This window comes from Nesterenkonia alkaliphila, assembly GCF_009758175.1.
Lineage (GTDB): Bacteria > Actinomycetota > Actinomycetes > Actinomycetales > Micrococcaceae > Nesterenkonia > Nesterenkonia alkaliphila.
In genome coordinates, this window is the sequence record NZ_WRPM01000095.1 from 1 (window position 1) to 16499 (window position 16499).

15 protein-coding genes and 1 tRNA gene are annotated in these 16499 nt (G+C 65.7%); 5 read left to right on the forward strand and 11 right to left on the reverse strand.

Translation table 11 applies throughout. The features are described 5' to 3' along the window. Positions 1–157: 157 nt before the first annotated feature. Positions 158–1201, reverse strand: a complete 1044-nt coding sequence (locus tag GNZ21_RS12685) for a LacI family DNA-binding transcriptional regulator (protein ID WP_157324919.1) — start codon at positions 1199–1201, stop codon at positions 158–160. 170 nt (positions 1202–1371) lie between these two features. Between GNZ21_RS12685 and GNZ21_RS12690 the strand changes: the two genes are divergently transcribed. Next, on the forward strand, positions 1372–3060 hold the full coding sequence (locus GNZ21_RS12690) for an HAD family hydrolase (protein ID WP_157324920.1): 1689 nt from the start codon (positions 1372–1374) through the stop codon (positions 3058–3060). A gap of 33 nt (positions 3061–3093) precedes the next feature. On the opposite strand, the gene GNZ21_RS12695 is transcribed toward GNZ21_RS12690, so the two are convergent. Beyond that, complete coding sequence (locus GNZ21_RS12695; RefSeq protein WP_157324922.1) at positions 3094–3762, reverse strand: LuxR C-terminal-related transcriptional regulator; 669 nt, start codon at positions 3760–3762, stop codon at positions 3094–3096. Beyond that, on the reverse strand, positions 3755–5107 hold the full coding sequence (locus GNZ21_RS12700) for an ATP-binding protein (protein ID WP_157324924.1): 1353 nt from the start codon (positions 5105–5107) through the stop codon (positions 3755–3757). Before GNZ21_RS12700 ends, GNZ21_RS12695 begins: the two co-directional genes overlap by 8 nt. 126 nt (positions 5108–5233) lie before the next feature. Here GNZ21_RS12700 and GNZ21_RS12705 point away from each other — a divergent pair, with 126 nt between their 5' ends. Then, on the forward strand, positions 5234–6679 hold the full coding sequence (locus GNZ21_RS12705; RefSeq protein WP_157324926.1) for a PspC domain-containing protein: 1446 nt from the start codon (positions 5234–5236) through the stop codon (positions 6677–6679). Next, positions 6676–7131 (forward strand): hypothetical protein, encoded by a 456-nt coding sequence (locus GNZ21_RS12710; protein ID WP_157324928.1) that lies wholly within the window; start codon positions 6676–6678, stop codon positions 7129–7131. Before GNZ21_RS12705 ends, GNZ21_RS12710 begins: the two co-directional genes overlap by 4 nt. Before the next feature lie 219 nt (positions 7132–7350). Here the strand turns inward: GNZ21_RS12710 and rplL are convergent, their stop codons facing one another. The 8 genes from rplL to GNZ21_RS12750 form a co-directional block, all read right to left on the reverse strand. Beyond that, complete coding sequence (rplL, locus tag GNZ21_RS12715; protein ID WP_157324930.1) at positions 7351–7737, reverse strand: 50S ribosomal protein L7/L12; 387 nt, start codon at positions 7735–7737, stop codon at positions 7351–7353. A gap of 64 nt (positions 7738–7801) precedes the next feature. Next, positions 7802–8323 carry a 50S ribosomal protein L10 gene (rplJ, locus tag GNZ21_RS12720; protein ID WP_157324932.1) on the reverse strand — a complete coding sequence of 174 codons (522 nt, stop codon included), beginning with the start codon at positions 8321–8323 and terminating at the stop codon, positions 7802–7804. A 395-nt stretch (positions 8324–8718) separates the two neighbouring features. Further along, the gene (locus GNZ21_RS12725; protein ID WP_157324934.1) at positions 8719–10554 is read right to left on the reverse strand and encodes a hypothetical protein; all 1836 of its coding nucleotides are present in this window, start codon (positions 10552–10554) and stop codon (positions 8719–8721) included. Positions 10555–11093: 539 nt separating this feature from the next. Continuing rightward, positions 11094–11795 (reverse strand): 50S ribosomal protein L1, encoded by a 702-nt coding sequence (gene rplA / locus GNZ21_RS12730; RefSeq protein ID WP_157324936.1) that lies wholly within the window; start codon positions 11793–11795, stop codon positions 11094–11096. A 172-nt stretch (positions 11796–11967) separates the two neighbouring features. After that, on the reverse strand, positions 11968–12399 hold the full coding sequence (gene rplK / locus GNZ21_RS12735) for a 50S ribosomal protein L11 (protein WP_157324938.1): 432 nt from the start codon (positions 12397–12399) through the stop codon (positions 11968–11970). Positions 12400–12570: 171 nt separating this feature from the next. Continuing rightward, a complete protein-coding gene (gene nusG, locus GNZ21_RS12740) occupies positions 12571–13404 on the reverse strand; it encodes a transcription termination/antitermination protein NusG (protein WP_188503412.1) in 834 nt (277 codons plus the stop codon). After that, positions 13346–13612 (reverse strand): preprotein translocase subunit SecE, encoded by a 267-nt coding sequence (gene secE / locus GNZ21_RS12745; protein WP_229659343.1) that lies wholly within the window; start codon positions 13610–13612, stop codon positions 13346–13348. The genes nusG and secE overlap by 59 nt, the downstream gene beginning before the upstream one ends. Before the next feature lie 64 nt (positions 13613–13676). Continuing rightward, a tRNA-Trp gene (locus tag GNZ21_RS12750) sits at positions 13677–13749 on the reverse strand. A gap of 194 nt (positions 13750–13943) precedes the next feature. Here GNZ21_RS12750 and GNZ21_RS12755 point away from each other — a divergent pair. Both GNZ21_RS12755 and GNZ21_RS12760 read left to right on the forward strand, forming a co-directional pair. Continuing rightward, positions 13944–15149 carry a pyridoxal phosphate-dependent aminotransferase gene (locus tag GNZ21_RS12755; RefSeq protein ID WP_157324941.1) on the forward strand — a complete coding sequence of 402 codons (1206 nt, stop codon included), beginning with the start codon at positions 13944–13946 and terminating at the stop codon, positions 15147–15149. A gap of 143 nt (positions 15150–15292) precedes the next feature. Continuing rightward, positions 15293–16324, forward strand: a complete 1032-nt coding sequence (locus GNZ21_RS12760) for a 6-phosphofructokinase (RefSeq protein WP_157324943.1) — start codon at positions 15293–15295, stop codon at positions 16322–16324. The last annotated feature ends 175 nt before the right edge of the window (positions 16325–16499 follow it).

Here is a 16499-nt window from a genome sequence, read left to right on the forward strand (position 1 = left end):
AGCGGGGTTTCCCCGCCGCCGGGACCAGCCTTCAGGCGTGAAGGCCGCGGCAACGCGGCCGAGACGGACCCCTGACGTTGGGGTCCCGTGCAACCGGGGACCGGTTGTGCGGGCCACGTCAGGGAGCGAGCGGGGTTTCCCCGCCGCCGGGACCAGCTCAGCCGCGCGGGGCTGCGGTGGAGTCCCGGACCACCAGCTTGGGAGCGATGGTGATGTGCTTATCGTCAGTGCGCCCGGCGATCCGTTCGCGGAGCATCTCAAGGGCCAGCTCCCCCATCCGGGCCCGGGGCTGATCCACGGTGGTCAGCTGGGGCCGCAGCATCTGGCAGACGCTGGAGTTGTCGTAGCCCACAATGCTCAGCTGCTCGGGCAGGTTGAGTCCGGCATCAAGGCAGGCGCCTACCAGATCGGCGGCCACCCGGTCATTCTGGGTGAACACGGCTGTGGGGGCGCCCTTCTCCTGCTGGATCTGGAACACCAGGTATTTGATGGCGGCCTCCAGCTGCTCCGGGCCCTCCACCTGGGGGTCCACATCCGGGAACGTTCTGCGCATTACCTCGCTGAAGGCGCCCCGCCGGTGCATGGCCGCCGGCCGGGCGGAACCGGTAAGGTGCGCGATCCGGGTGTGTCCCAATCCGATCAGATGCTCCACTGCCTGTTTGGCACCCTCCTCATCGCGGTTGGCCACAGTGTCCACACCGGGCACCCGGTGCGGCAGCCGGCCCACGACCACCAGCGGCACCCGTCTGCCGATCCGCTCCAGGTACTGCGGAGGAACCCAGGAGGAGACGATCACCACGCCCTCCACACCCAGGGCGAGCAGGGAATCCAACTCCCCCTGCAGCCGCTTGGCGTCGCGGCGTCCATGCCCGATGACCAGGCGAAGGTCGTTGGCCACTGCAGCATCCTCCACCCCCGCGGTGACGTCCCGGTGGTAGCTGTTGCCCAGATCCTGCAGCAGAATGCCGATCAGCCCGGTGCGCCCCTGCACCAGGGAGCGGGCCCAGACATTGGACCGGTAGCCCAACTCCTGCGCCACCTGCAGGATGTGCTCCCTGGTGGCCTCGGAGACTCCGCGCTGATTGCGGATAGCCAGGCTCACTGCTGATTTGGAGACTCCTGCAGCCTCGGCGACGTCATGAATAGTGGGTCTGCGCCCGGCACGGCGGCGCTGCGCAACAGAGGTCGTAAGGCTGGCCATGAGGGCCAGATTAGGCGGCGAAAGTAGCGAAATCGGACCAAACTGTTGCGTTCCAGCAGATTGTTGTGGAACGTTCCACAACTGTTTACCTACCGTCCGCTCAACCGTCACCGCGCATTCGTAATTTCGCCCTCGTTGTGCTTCTGAACCGTTCCAGCTGAAAGGCTCCTATGACCTCCACCGCGCCCTCCGCACCGCCCGCCGCGAGGCCGGAACCAGCCCTCTGCTCTCGTGTAGCAGCAGACCGGCTGGCCCGCCGCCCCAAGGCGCTGCTGCTGGACTTCGGCGGGGTGATCATTCTTACCGCCAAGCGCCCAGAAGGGCGCGCCCAGTTCGCTGAAGCACTCAGGCATCGCCTGGCCGCCGCGGGACTGCAGCTCCCCGCTGCCCAGCTGGAGGCCGCATTGGAGGCCGGCGCCACGGCGCTGAAGCACTGGAAGCACTCCTCTTCCCGCCGGCTTGCTCCGCAGGAGCTGACTGTGGCCGAGATTATGGAGTTCTACTTCGCCGAGCTGCCGGATCCGGCCCGGGCGGTGCTCACCGGCGAGGGCGCGGAGGTGCTGGACCAGATGGCCACCGTGCTCACCGATCACAACATCCGCCCCGGGGCGCGCGAGCTCATCACCTATGCCCAGCAGCAGGGCATATCCCTGGGGATCGTCTCCAATGCGCACTCTGGTCGCAGCCACCGCCGTATTCTGGCCGACCTGGGGATCCATGACGCCTTCGGCGTGCAGATCTACTCCGATGAGGCCGGGATCCGCAAGCCGCACCCGGATATGCTCCGTCGTGCCGCCGCGGCCCTGGGGGCTGATCTGACTGACTGCTGGTATGTGGGCGACACTCTGGACCGCGATCTGGTGGCAGGGCGGCGCGCCGGGGTGGGGGCGGTGGTGCTGACCCGCTCCCAGCACACCGATGAGCCGCCCCTCCCGGTGCACGACACACCGGAGGCCACCGTGGAGGATCCTGCTGAACTGCTTCAGCTGCTGCAGGCCGCCACAGACTACGACGACGCCCCCCTCGCCTCCCCTGCCGAAAGCCCCACCCCGGTGCCGGCAGCCACTGCCAGCCCGGCGGCGTCGTACCTGACCCTGCCTAAGGTGCAGAACCAGGCCGTTCTGCTGGACCACGGTGGGGTGGTCTCGCACTCGGTGAAGCCGCAGGCTCCCTTCACCGCTGCCGCAGCTGCACTGGAGTCGGTGCTGAGCCGGGCCGGGACCCCCGTGGCACCGGGCCGTGGGCTGGAGATCGTCCAGGCCGCCCACGAGCAGTACAAGGTGTATAAGGACTCCCGGGATGAGGATGCCAGCTACCGGGAGATCACGCCTCGGCAGTACTGGGGCGAGTTCACCGAAGGGCTGGTCTCCCCGCGGCAGCGACAGGCCCTGCTGGCTGAGGCCGAGCAGCTGCAGATGGCGCTGTACGGCTCCAAGTCGGTGAAGACCGAGCGGGAAGGCACCCGCGAGCTGCTTCAGTTCTGCTCGCAGACTGCCCGGCGTGTGGTCGTGGTCTCCAACACCATCTGCGGAGCCGGGGTGCGGAGCATCATCCGCGGCTACGGGCTGGGCGAGCACATTGCCGGCTGGGTGTGCTCGGACGAGTTCGGCCTGAAGAAGCCCCATCCGGCGATCTTCACCTATGCCCTGCAGATGGCCGGGGTGGCGCCGGAGCATGCAGTAATGGTGGGCGATAAGCCCTTCAACGATGCCTACGGAGCCCAGCAGGTGGGGATCGGCCGGCGGATCATCACCCGGGGCGGCTCCGGGGAGGATGCGGAGATCGCCCAGGGGCTCAACGCCGGCTGGATCACCGATGTAGTGGACCATCCCGGTCAGATCCCCGCCCTGCTGCGCTAGTTTCGGCGGCAGTTCCCAGCGGATCCTGCCAGCTCACACGATCCGGCGCTGTTCGGCCCACCGGGTGAGCTCGTGCCGGGAGCTCAGCTGCAGTTTGCGCAGCACCTTGGACACATGGGTCTCCACCGTCTTGATCGAGATGAACAGTTCCGAGGCGATCTCCCGGTAGGTGTAGCCGCGGGCGATCAGCCGCATCACCTCCACCTCTCTGGCCGAAAGCCGGTCCAGCTCCTCGTCGCGGACATCCTCGACCAGCCCGGAGGTGCCGAAGGCATCCAGCACAAAGCCCGCCAGCCGAGGTGAGAAGACGGCGTCGCCTGCTGCCACCGCGTCGATGGCGCCGATCAGCTCCTCGGTGCTGATGGTTTTGGTGACATAGCCCCTGGCCCCGGCTCGGATCACCGAGACCACGTCGGTGGCTTCATCGGAGACGCTGATCGCTAGGAACCGGACCTCCTCCAGCAGGTCGCGGCAGAGCTTGACCACCTCGGCCCCGCCTCCGCCGGTGCCGCCGGGCAGGTGCACATCCAGCAGCACCACCTCGGGCAGGGACTCACGGATCACCTGCGCGGCCTCATCCACTGTGGGTGCCTCACCGATCACCTCTACGGCATCACCGAGCTCGGCCTTCAGCCCGGACCGGAAGATGCCGTGGTCATCGACGATCACCACGCGGCGCCGCCCTGGGTGGTTCTCACTCATGTTCACTCACTTTCTGCGCGGGGCCGCCGGAGGCGGCTGATCCGTTATTGCCGTTGGTCTTCGGCTGGGCGTCCACCGGCAGGAACAGCTGGACCTCGGTGCCGCTGCCGGTAGAACGGATCCGGGCCCTTCCCCCGGCCCGGTGCATGCGCCCGATGATGGACTCCCGGACTCCCATCCGGTCTCCGGCAATGGTCTCCAGGTCGAATCCGTCCCCGCGGTCGCGGACGAACACGGCGTCCTCCTGTTCAGTGGACTCGATGTACACCGAGGCCGGCCCAGCGTGTTTGATGGCGTTGAGGATGGCTTCCCGGGCTGCGGCGACGAGTGGGGCGTGCTGGCTGCGGCGGGACTCCCCCACCGCGACCACATCCACAGGCACCGAATGCAGCTCCTCCAGCTCAGCGGCCACCGCCAGGATTTGATCCTTCAGGCTGCCGGTGGCCTGCGCGTTCTGCCGGTAGAGCCAAGACCGCAGCTGGCGCTCCTGGCCGCGGGCCAGCCGCTCCACTGCGGCGGGGTCGGCCTTCTGCTTCTGGATCATCGCCAGAGTCTGAAGCACTGAGTCGTGCAAGTGGGCCGCGATATCGGCCCGTTCCGCCTCTGCGGCCGCGCGCTCGCGCTCAACCTGGGAGGTGCGGTAGAGCCTGATGAACCAGGGCGCCAGCACCAGAGCCAGGCCGCCCAGCAGCATCGCACCTACGATGATCCCGGTGATCAGCTGACCGGTCCCGACCAGTCCGCCGGCGATGACCAGCACGGCCACCATCACCAGGCCAGCGCCGATGCCCACCTGCCACAGGGCGGCGCTGCGGTGAGCCGGGTCGGCACCCTCTGCCTGGGTGCGGTCGATCTGCGACCAGGCCAGGATCACCCCGGAGAGAATCACCGCCGGGGCCAGCACCAGGCGCCAGTCGATGTGGAACCCCAGCAGCTGGACCATGAAGACTGCTCCCAGGCCCAGCAGCACCCCGCCCAGCAGCACCTCGGGGGAGGAGGTCAGGCTGTCCAGGCCGCGCTGCACCTTTGCGCTGCGGCCAGCTGCGCCGGTGCCGCTACTCGGAGCCGGCTGATCCGTCTGCTCCAGCGCCGGTCCGCTCAGACCGCGCCGGGCGGCCTCCGGGGTGGGCTCCTCCTGGGTGGGTACAAAGATCCACAGCCAGCAGTAGAGCAGCAGGCCCACTCCGGCCAGAGCCAGCACGATGAACACCACCCGCACCAGGGGCACAGAGAGCCCCAGATGGCGGGCTACACCCAGGCACACCCCTGCCACCGGGGTGTCCAGGGCGCGGCGCAGCGGTGGCCGCTGGGGCAGCTGGCCCTCCGGCGTCGTCGTGGTCTCCACAGTCCCATAGTGTCACGCCCTGAGCCCGTCACGCCGGGCCGGCAGGGGATTTCGGGGTGGGGATCAGGGTTGGATCAGGGCGGTCCCGCATAGCGGCCTGGGTGCCCCGGACGGGAGACTTGAGCCATGAGCACATCAGAGCAGGACCGCCGTGAAGCCGGCCATCAGATTTTCGACTGGACACGCTCCCTGGGCGTGCACCGTCCCGACGGCTCCTGGGCAGGCGGCGTATTTGCCGCACTGGCCACTCGGCTGGGCTGGGATGCCGCACTTGTGCGCGGACTGGGCGTCATCGCATTCTTCATCTTCTTCTCACCGATGGCCCTGTTCTACGGACTGGCCTGGATGTTCCTGCCCGATGCCCAGGGCCGCATCCACGCTCAGCAGGCGCTGCGCGGCTCCTACCCCAGCGGGTTCTGGGGAGCGGCGATCCTGGGCGGTATCGGCGCGATCAACGTTTTCACCCCGAATATTGTGGGACCGTTCGCGATCCTGCTGAATCTGGTCATCATCGGCCTGGTCGCTTGGCTGCTGTGGGCGATCTTCAAGGGGTACCAGAAGGACGGCGGGTCACGGCATCAGGGAGCCTCCCCAAAAGCACGGACCTCTGAGCACGCCGGGCGCCCGCGGCCAGAGGGGGAGCAAAGCCGCAGGACCGGCGCAGAGCACAGCGAATCGGGGCAGCAGAGCCCCGCACGCCGCGCGGACGGCAAGCCCGCCTGGTACCCCAAGGAGGGGCCGGATCAACCGGAGCAGCACGTTCCACACGCCAGCAGCTACCGCTCGGAGGGCAGCTTCGGCCAGACCGGTGCTGCCGCCAGGGTGCAGGCTGCGCCCAAGGCCAAGCCCCAGGAGGACCCGCGGGTGCGGGAGGAGAAGCGTCGCCGCCGGTTGGTGAGCTTCGGCCTGCTGCTGCTGGCGATCCCGATGATCGCCGCGGCCATGTGGTTCGCCACCACTATCGGCCTGGCCGCCAGCAACGCGGTGCTGCTGGGGCTGGCCGCAGTGGTGATCCTGCTCGCTCTGATGCACCTGTTCTCAGCAGTCCGGGGCAAGAAGGGCCGCGGCGGACTGCTCGGGGTATTCACAGCCCTGATGCTGGTGGTCTTTCTGCTGGCACCATCGAGCATGCAGGACAGCTCACATCATGTCTTCGGCAACTACACCACGCAGTCCAGCACAGTGAACACGGCCTTCGCCAACACCACAGTTGATCTGCGGGGTATGAGTCTTCCAGACAGCGCCGCAGTGGATATGAGTGACCCCGAGAATACCTGGCTCAATGACGGTGGGCCTTTCGACCACCGGGCGGAGATCAACAATGCCTTCGGGAACACTACGGTGATCCTGCCCGATGACGTCTATGTGGAGATCGAGCCGGGCACCTTCCTGGGCAACGTCAATGTCCGCATGCAGGACTGGCACGACTCTGAGTCCGGCATCAGCACCAATATGCGCGGCGGGGGTCCGGGTGAGGCACGGGGCACGGTGGAGCTGAGCTTCACCAATGCTTTCGGCAATATCACCGTCTACGACGAGACCACCTATGAGCAGGAGGAGTCAGACCGATGACGTACAGAAATCACGACGACGAGACCACCCAGCAGGTGCCCCGCGGCCATCAGCCGACCACTCCACTGCCTCCAGAGCCTGAGGATGTGGACGCGCTGCTGGCAGAGTCCTTGAAGGCTCAGTCCGAGGCCGACTTCACCTGGAAGGAGCCCGAGCGCAAGCCCCGCTGGTGGGAGCGCGCCGAGGCGCAGGCTCCGAGGTCGCAGGCAGTGAGCCCAGGGTACAGCGGTGAGGTGGCAGCATCCTCCTCACCGGCGGGCCAGGGGCAGGGCATCCGGTTGGGATCAGTGATCTTTGGCCTGGTGGCCCTGGTGCTGGCCGGCTGGGTGGTGGCCTCAGTGGTCTTCGGCTTCAGCGTGGATCCGCTGGTGGTGGGCTTGGTGATCTGCTCCCTGGCCGGAATCAGCCTGGTAGCTGCAGGCCTGCGACCCAAACCCGGCACTCGCATCTGAGCTGGTCCCGGCGGCGGGGAAACCCCGCTCGCTCCCTGACGTGGCCCGCACAACCGCCCCACGGTTGCACGGGACCCCGACGTCAGGGGTCCGCCTCGTCGCCGTTGCCGGCGACTTCACACCATAAAGTGGCGGAGCGCGAGCACTCCGCTCATCGAGAATGGAAAAGGACCCCCGGAGAGATCCGGGGGTCCTTTCGCGTAAGCGATCAGGAGATCATCACTTGAGGGTGACGGTGGCGCCAGCGCCCTCCAGGGCCTCCTTGGCCTTCTCGGCAGCTTCCTTGTCCACGCCCTCCAGGACAGCCTTGGGTGCGCTGTCGACCAGCTCCTTGGCCTCCTTCAGGCCGAGGGAGGTCAGACCGCGCACCTCCTTGATGACGCCGATCTTCTTGTCGCCAGCGGCCTCCAGGACCACGTCGAACTCGGTCTGCTCCTCAGCAGCAGCGGCCTCGCCGCCGCCTGCCGGGGCAGCACCTGCTACTGCCACGGGGGCAGCAGCGGTGACGTCGAAGGTGTCCTCGAACAGCTTCACGAACTCGGAGAGCTCGATCAGGCTCATCTCTTTGAACTGCTCAATCAGTTCGTCATTGCTCAGCTTAGCCATGGGATTGGCTCCTTACTTCTGTTGCTTGATGCGGATCTTGATGTTTACGTTGCGCTGACAAGTGTCAGGCAGCTTCTTCCTGCTTTGCGCGCAGGGCTTCCACGGTCCGCACGATCTTGGAGATCGGGGCCTGGAAGGTGCCGGCTGCCTTGGACTGGGCACCGATGAAGGCGCCAGCCAGCTTGCCGAGCAGAACCTCACGGGATTCAAGATCCGCGAGCTTCTTGACCTCATCCTCGTTCAGGGGCTTGCCATCCATGTAGCCGCCCTTGACGATGAGCTGAGGGTTGTCCTTGGCGAAGTCACGCAGCGCCTTGGCCACGTCCACGGGGTCCCCGTGCACGAAGGCGATCGCAGAAGGGCCTTCCATCTTGCCTGCGAAGGCGTCGATGCCGACTTCCTTGGCTGCGATCTCAGTGAGCGTGTTCTTCACCACGGCGTAGTTTGCGTTCTCCCGCACGGACCGGCGCAGAGTCTGCAGCTGGCCCACGGAGAGGCCGCGGTACTCCGTGAGCACGGCAGCGTTGGACTCGTTGAACAGCTCCTTGAGCTCTTCAACGGCTGCTGCCTTCTCAGGATTCGCCATGGCACTCCTTCCGATTACTGTGCCGGTCAGAGTCACAGGCGCCTGGCGCATAAAAAATGCCCCGCTGCGCAGGGCAGACAGGGCTCCATCGGCAGTATTGGGCTGCCCATACGGGCTGGCACTGTACTGCTTCAGCTGGCTCTTATCTCACCTGCGCAGGACGACCCGTGAGGGTTCTTTACAGTTCTGCCGTACTCCAGATGTTCTCTCTGGTGACCGAATCTCCAGCGCCAACTGGATATTCACGGCATGAACGACCGGCGGTCTTTGGTCAATTGACTACTGTACACGCGCAGCGGCGGCGAGACCAAATCCCTATGAGGATCCGGCCCCGCCGCCGTGCTGCTGTCAGGCTGCGGCGCGGTCAGTGCGCGCCTGGTGCTTCAGCGTCCCGTTCAGGCGGCGCCGTTTCGGCGAGCCCATTTTCCTCGGTAGCCGAATGCTGTCAGTGCCCCGCCCAGGGCCAGCAGCAGGCCGCCGAGAAGCCCGGCCTCTGTGCCGCTGAGACCGGTCTGGGCCAGCTCATCATCGGAGCCGTCGTCAGCAGCTCCGCCATCATCCTCAGCGCCTGGACCCTCACCGGCAGGGCCGGTCGGAGCGACCACGGTGACTTCACCTACGGCAATCAGACCCGAGTCCTGCCCCGTGGCAGTGATCTCGTAGACCGTGCCCACCGGGGCATCCTCGCTGATGTAGAGCTCCTCCTCGATGCCTCCGCTGGCGTCCGCGGTGACTGTGGCGATGGGATTGTACTCGAGTACGACGTCCTCGCCGGGCTCAAATCCGCTGGCGGAGACTACAAAGCTGCCACCCGGCGCCACCTCGTCGGGCTCCACGATGAGGGCGGTGTACTCGACAGCGTCCTCATCGTCATCGCCCTCGTCGTCATCCTCATCCTCGTCGCCGGGAGGAGTCTCGTCATCCTCGTCGTCGTCATCCTCATCGTCATCGCCGGGAGGAGTCTCATCGTCCTCGTCGTCGTCATCCTCATCGTCGTCGCCGGGAGGAGTCTCATCGTCCTCGTCGTCGTCATCCTCATCGTCGTCACCGGGAGGAGTCTCATCGTCCTCGTCGTCGTCGCCGGGAGGAGTCTCGTCGTCATCCTCATCGTCTTCGTCCTCGACGGCGCCGACTGGGATGAAGGCGGTGTTGCCGTCTTCATCAATGAGAACCTCGATCCAGTCCTCGCCCGCCTCTACGACGATCAGTTCAGCGCCGGGGTCGAACTCGCGGATGACCTCGCTGTTGGCATCTGCCTCCGCGTAGCCCAGAGCGCCGTCCTCGCCGATGGTGATGGTCTGGTCGTCCTCACCGGGCTCGGGGGCCTCTTCCTCCACCGCACTGGCGGGTACAAATCCGATCACTCCGGCATAGGGATCGCGGATGATCCAGAAGTCGAGATCCTCCAGGTACCCCACGGGGTTGGCGTTGGAATCGAAGCCTGGCGGTGGGAAGTTCGGGTCAGGATCGGTCAGCGGTCCCAACGCAGTGGAGTCGAGGCTGGGCTCGGCGTAGACCTGAGCATCGGGGCTGTACTCGAAGCGGCCGCCGATCGCTTCGCTGTCCGGCGGAATGGAGGCGTCGATGTAGTTCTGCACCCAGCCTGCCAGGCCGCTGCTCTCTACCAGGTCCTCCGGGGCCTCGTACCACCAGTAGTCCTGCTCATTCTCTGGCGGGGCCTCGCGGACCTCGAAGCTGATTCCGCCGTAGAACGTCAGATCAGGGTGTTCCAGATTCAGTGTGTACCGCCCCGCCGAGAGACCATCGAGGTCGAAGGTAAAGGTGGCGTGACCGTTCTCGTCAATGGCAACGGTGCCGATTGAGGCCTCGTCGATGAATACCTCAGCCTCAGTGTTGGCCGGGAAGTTCTCAATGGTCAGCTCAATGGTCTGTCCCCACCAGTAGGTGCCTTGATTCAGGTTGTAGGAGGGGTTGCCGCTCTCCTGGAAAGTCTCAACGCTCGTCCCATCCTCGGCAGGATCGGCATCCTCCTCATCGGCAGGCTCATCATCTTCGTCGTCAAGATCCTCCTCATCCAGGTTCTCACCGGGACCCCCGAGATCGGAGGGGTTCACTGAGTCATCCTGAGTGTCAGGGGCCGATGCTGCCTGGCCATCCTCGCCCCCGGCACCGCCTTCGGCCTCGGGATCAGTCTCGGCCTCGGACTGGTTCTCGGCAAGGTCTCCGGCCGGAGGCTGATCGGCCTGCTCATCGGCCAATACGGGTGCCATACCGGCGCCCAGGAATCCAACGGTGACTGCCGGGCCGGCAATCAGTGCGGTGGCAAGGCGCCCCGGCGCTTGAGTTCTTCGGTCATAGTCGTTCCTTTGCTTCCCGTCATAGGTGATCCGATGTGAGGCGATCGCTCAGAAGACGCGGTCCGCCATCCGCAGGTTAGAGAGTTATCACCGACATTCTCAACTGCCGGTCAGAACCTGTGTCACAGAAGTGGGCGACGCCGCCTAGGGGTCAGCCGGAAACAACCTGAACATCAGCCCAATCCTCCATGTCAGGTGGCGTAGTTCACATTTGAAGCAAATCAGTGGAACGCTCAAGCAGCCAGCAGGGTGCAGCGTAATAATCGGCCCGGAATTTCATGGCGAGTTCCCAGGCTTTTACAAGCAAATTGCCCTGTGCCTCCCAGGCGCCCCTCGGGGCCGCCCACAGACACTCCCCGCACAGCAGAAGGCCCGGCTCCCGCAGTGGGAACCGGGCCTTCCGGGACGCGACCTGAGCAGCTGCTCAGCCTGACGTCACGGTCCTCAGCAAATCAGAGGACAACCTTGGTGACGTTGGGGTCAACCTGAATACCGGGGCCGAAGGTGGTGGACACCGTGGCCTTCTGGATGTAGCGGCCCTTGGAAGCCGAGGGCTTCAGGCGCAGGATCTCCTCCAGAGCGGCGGCGTAGTTCTCGGCCAGCTGCTTGGGCTCGAAGCTGGTCTTGCCGATGATGAAGTGCAGGTTGGAGTGCTTGTCCACGCGGAAGTCGATCTTTCCGCCCTTGATCTCACTCACAGCCTTGGCCACATCGGGGGTCACGGTGCCCGTCTTGGGATTGGGCATCAGGTTGCGGGGGCCCAGCACCTTGCCGAGCCGGCCGACCTTGCCCATCATGTCCGGGGATGCCACGGCGGCGTCGAAGTCGGTCCAACCGTCAGCGACCTTGGCGATCAGCTCGTCACCGCCCACGTGGTCGGCTCCTGCCTCCTCGGCCTTGGCCACATTGTCACCCTGGGTGAAGACCACCACGCGGGCGGTCTTACCGGTGCCGTGCGGCAGGTTCACAGTGCCGCGGACCATCTGGTCGGCCTTGCGGGGGTCTACCGAGAGCCGGAAGGCCACCTCCACGGTGGCATCAGACTTCGACGGGTTGGTCTCCTTGGCCAGGGCGACTGCCTCAGCCGGGGAGTAGACCCTGTCCTCGCCGATCTTCTCGGCTGCTGCCTTATATGCTTTGCTGCGCTTTGCCATCTGCTTTATCTCCTTAGCAGTTGTGGTACCCGGGCCGCGCTCGGCCCTTCCCACGTGTCCGGATTCCCGGACTTTTTTATTTATTGTTCATTGAGTGCGCACGTTGTGCATCAGTTCTGAGGGAATCAGCCCGCAGATGCTGCACAAACTGCGCAGTGGATGATCCTTAGGATCAGCCTTCGACGGTGATGCCCATGGACCGGGCGGTGCCGGCCACAATCTTGGAGGCGGCCTCGACGTCGTTGGCGTTCAGATCGTCCATCTTGGTCTGGGCGATCTCCTGGACCTGGGCCATGGTGAGCTTGCCGACCTTATCGGTGTGCGGCACGCCCGAACCCTTCTTGACTCCGGCGGCCTTCTTGATCAGCTCGGCGGCCGGCGGGGTCTTGGTGACGAAGGTGAAGGAGCGGTCCTCGTAGACCGTGATCTCCACAGGGACCACATTGCCGCGCTGGGACTCAGTCGCGGCGTTGTAGGCCTTGCAGAACTCCATAATGTTGACGCCGTGCTGACCGAGCGCAGGGCCGATGGGCGGTGCGGGGTTTGCCGCACCAGCCTGGATCTGCAGCTTGATCAGACCGGTGACCTTTTTCTTGGGGGCCATAATCTGTCCTTACTTATTCGTGCGTCCAGCGGCCACAGGAGCGTGGGCACTGGGGTGGGCGGACCTGGCCGGGCCGCCCTTCAGCGGCGTCGTGGGTTCAAAGCAATAAACTACGACGCCGCAAGCTTCAGTTGTCTGCCACAGCACCACCGGGCGCCGCAGGAACCTTTGTCAGTAGATCTTCTCAACCTGGTTGAAGTTGAGCGTGACCGGGGTCTCGCGCTCGAAGATCGAGACCAGCACCACCAGGGTGCGGGAGTCGGCGTTGATCTCCGAGATGGAGGCCGGCAGGGTGGCGAAGGGGCCGTCGGTAACGGTGACCGACTCGCCCACCTCGAAGTCGACCTTGACCTGCTCGGCCGGTGCGGCGGCGGGAGCGCCCTCGCCTTCGAGGACCTCGACCTTCTTCTCGCCGGGCTTGCCCAGACGGTGCTCTGCCAGCATGGTGAAGACCTCATCGGTGCTCAGCGGCTGCGGATCATGGGCATTGCCCACGAACCCGGTGACGCCGGGAGTGTGGCGCACCACGCCCCAGGACTCATCGGTGAGCTCCATGCGGACCAGCACATATCCGGGGATGCGGACCCGGTTGACCACTTTGCGCTGGGTGTTCTTGATCTCCACGACCTCTTCCATCGGGACCTCGATCTCGTAGATCTCGTCCTCCAGGTCCTGGGTCTGGATGCGGGTCTCCAGATTGGACTTCACCGACTTCTCGTACCCGGCGTAGGTGTGGATCACGTACCAGTCACCGAGGTCGCGGCGCAGCTTAGACTTCAGCTCCTCGGCGCGCTCCTCGTAGGACTTCTCCTCCGCGGGGGCCTCGGCAGTCTCAGCTGCGGGGTCCTGCGTCAGTTCCTGATCAGACACGTTTCTCCTAAGTCGGTGTGGTGCGTAGGCCGGCGAGCCGGCGCCCTCGTCCTGTGGTTCTGCCCTGAGGCCTCGGTCAGCCGCCCGCGCCGCCGCCGAAGACCAGCTCCGAGAGGTGGCCCAGCACCCAGTCAAGGCCGGTGACAATACCGATGACGATCAGCACGAACACCAGGACAACCACCGTGTAGTTCAGCAGCTCCCGACGGGTGGGGACGATGACCTTGCGCAGCTCGTCGAAAACCTGCTTGAGGAACAACCACGTCCTGCTGAAGGGGTTCTTCGGGCCCGAGCCGCCGGAGGAGGTACCACCGGCGTCGTCGGTCACGGGTGTCTGAGACACGAAGACTCCATCTGTTTGCGGGCTGCGGGCTGCTCCCTGGGCCGGTTGCGGCACGGGGAGGTCGCAGGGCAGACAGGACTTGAACCTGCAACCTACGGTTTTGGAGACCGTTGCGCTACCAATTGCGCCACTGCCCTATGGCCGCGCTCAGCACAAGTGCTCGGGCACGGCCAGTAGAGGTGTTCTGGACACCGGCAGACCAGTCTACGCCTCCGCCCGGATTAACTCCAACTGCAGCTGCAGATCAGGTGGTGACGGGTGCAGCGGCACCCCGATAGGGTTGTGGGCGAAGAAGTCCGGTTGTGCCCGCCCTCAGAAAGGACGCCCCATCATGACCCTTCCCGCTCGCCGAGTCTCCGCCCGCATCGGTTCGATCGCCGAGTCGGCAACTATGAAGGTCGACGCCAAGGCCAAGGCGCTGAAGGGCGCCGGGGAGGATGTGATCGGTTTCGGAGCAGGGGAACCCGACTTCCCCACCCCGGAGCATATTGTCGAGGCCGCTGTGGCTGCGGCAAAGGACCCCAAGAACCACAAGTACACCCCGGCTGCCGGGCTGCCGGAGCTGCGCGAGGCGATCGCTGAGAAGACCAGCCGGGACTCCCAGTATCCGGTGGAGGCTGCCCAGGTGCTGGTGACCAATGGCGGCAAGCAGGCTGTCTACGCCTCCTTGGCCGCCTTGGTGGACCCCGGCGACGAGGTGCTCCTGCCGGCCCCCTACTGGACCACCTACCCGGAGGCGATCAAGCTGGCCGGTGGCTCCACTGTAGAGGTTTTCGCCGGCCCGGAGCAGCAGTACAAGGTCACCGTGGAGCAGCTGGAGGCCGCGGTGACCGGGCGGACCAAGGCACTGATATTCGTCAGCCCCTCCAATCCCACCGGGGCGGTCTACTCCCCGGAGGAGACCCGCGCAATCGGCCGGTGGGCCGCCGAACGGGGACTCTGGGTGATCACCGATGAGATCTACGAGAAGCTCACCTATGACGGGGTCCCCTTCACCTCCATCGCCTCAGTGCCGGAGCTGGCGGATCAGGTGGTTATCCTCTCCGGGGTGGCCAAGACCTTCGCGATGACGGGTTGGCGCGTGGGCTGGATGGTGGGGCCCAGCGATGTGATCAAGGCCGCCACCACGCTGCAGACCCATCTGACCTCCAATGTGGCCAATGTGTCCCAGCGGGCCGCGCTGGCTGCGGTCACTGGCCCCGTGGAGCCGATTGAGGCAATGCGCGAGGCCTTCGACCGCCGCCGGAAACTCATCGTGGAGAGGCTCAACCGGGTGGCCGGGTTCCAGACCCCGGTGCCGCAGGGCGCCTTCTACGCCTATGTGGACGCCCGCGGGGCACTGAACAAGGAGTACGACGGCGCCACACCCACCACATCTGCCGAACTGGCAGAGTTGATCCTGGAACAGGCCAAAGTGGCGGTGGTACCGGGTGAGGCCTTCGGCCCCTCCGGCTACCTGCGGCTCTCCTACGCGTTGGGTGATGAGGACCTGGTGGAGGGCATCTCCCGAATCGAAACCCTGTTGGGCAGCAAATAGTCCCGTGCGGTCACTGCGCAGCCGGCGGCGTCGCTCTTTTCGGCCCGGGCGATAGCGGGTAATAGACTTGGCCCGTAACTCTCCTGGCGAGGACGCCAGGGGCTGACTACCCATCGCAACCGCGAGAAGGAAGTGACCTGAGAATGCGCATCGGACTGCTGACCTCCGGCGGGGACTGCCCCGGCCTCAACGCTGTGATTCGCTCGACCGTGCTGCACGGCGTGAAGTCCTACGGTGACGAGTTCCTGGGCCTACGCGGCGGCTGGCGCGGCCTGATCGAGGCTGACTACACCGAGCTGACCAGGCACGACGTTCGCGGCATCGCCCGCGAGGGCGGCACCATTCTGGGCACCTCGCGCACCCACCCCTACAACCACCCCGGCGGCGGCCCGGAGGGGATCGCCAGGCAGATGAAACGCCACGGCATCGACGCGGTGATCGCCATCGGCGGCGAGGGCACCCTGGCCGGAGCCAAGAGGCTGGCCGATGACGGGTTGCCGATCGTTGGGGTGCCCAAGACCATCGACAACGACCTGAAGGCCACCGACTACACCTTCGGATTCGACACTGCCATCTCCATCGCCACCGATGCCATGGACCGGCTGCGCACCACCGGGGAGTCCCACCACCGCTGCATGGTGGCCGAGGTGATGGGCCGCCATGTGGGGTGGATCGCCCTGCATTCGGGCATGGCCGCCGGTGCGCATGCGATCCTGATCCCCGAGCAGAAGGTGGATGTGGACCAAATCTGCGAGTGGGTGGATCAGGTCCACTCCCGGGGCCGGTCCCCGCTGGTGGTGGTGGCCGAGGGGTTCATTCCCGAGGGTGCCGAGGAGGCGCTGGCCGCCAAGGGCCAGGAGGCCGACGGTCGGCCACGGCTGGGTGGAATCGGTGAGTTCATCACGGCCCAGATCGAGGAGCGCACCGGGGTTGAGACCCGCAACACCACTCTGGGCCACATCCAGCGCGGGGGGAACCCCACCGGCTACGACAGGGTGCTGGCCACTCGCTTCGGCATGAAGGCCTTGGACTTAGCGCATGAGGCCGCCTGGGGGCATATGGCCTCGCTGCGCGGCACTGAGATCGTCAAGGTGGACCTCAGTGAGGCGATCGACGGGCTCAAGGAGGTCCCGGCCGAGCGGTACGAGGAGGCTAAGATCCTCTTCGGCCGCTGAGGATGAGGCCACGGGTCCCGCTGAAGCCGGCCCGCTGCCGGTCGCAGCTCTGCCACCTCGAGCGCACTGGCTCATGGCGCACCGCCTCGTGGCGCACCGCGACCTCAGGGCGCAGAAGGTTTTGCGCACCGCATAGTGTTATTTCCCTACGCAGTGCGCAAAGGCCTACGCAGAA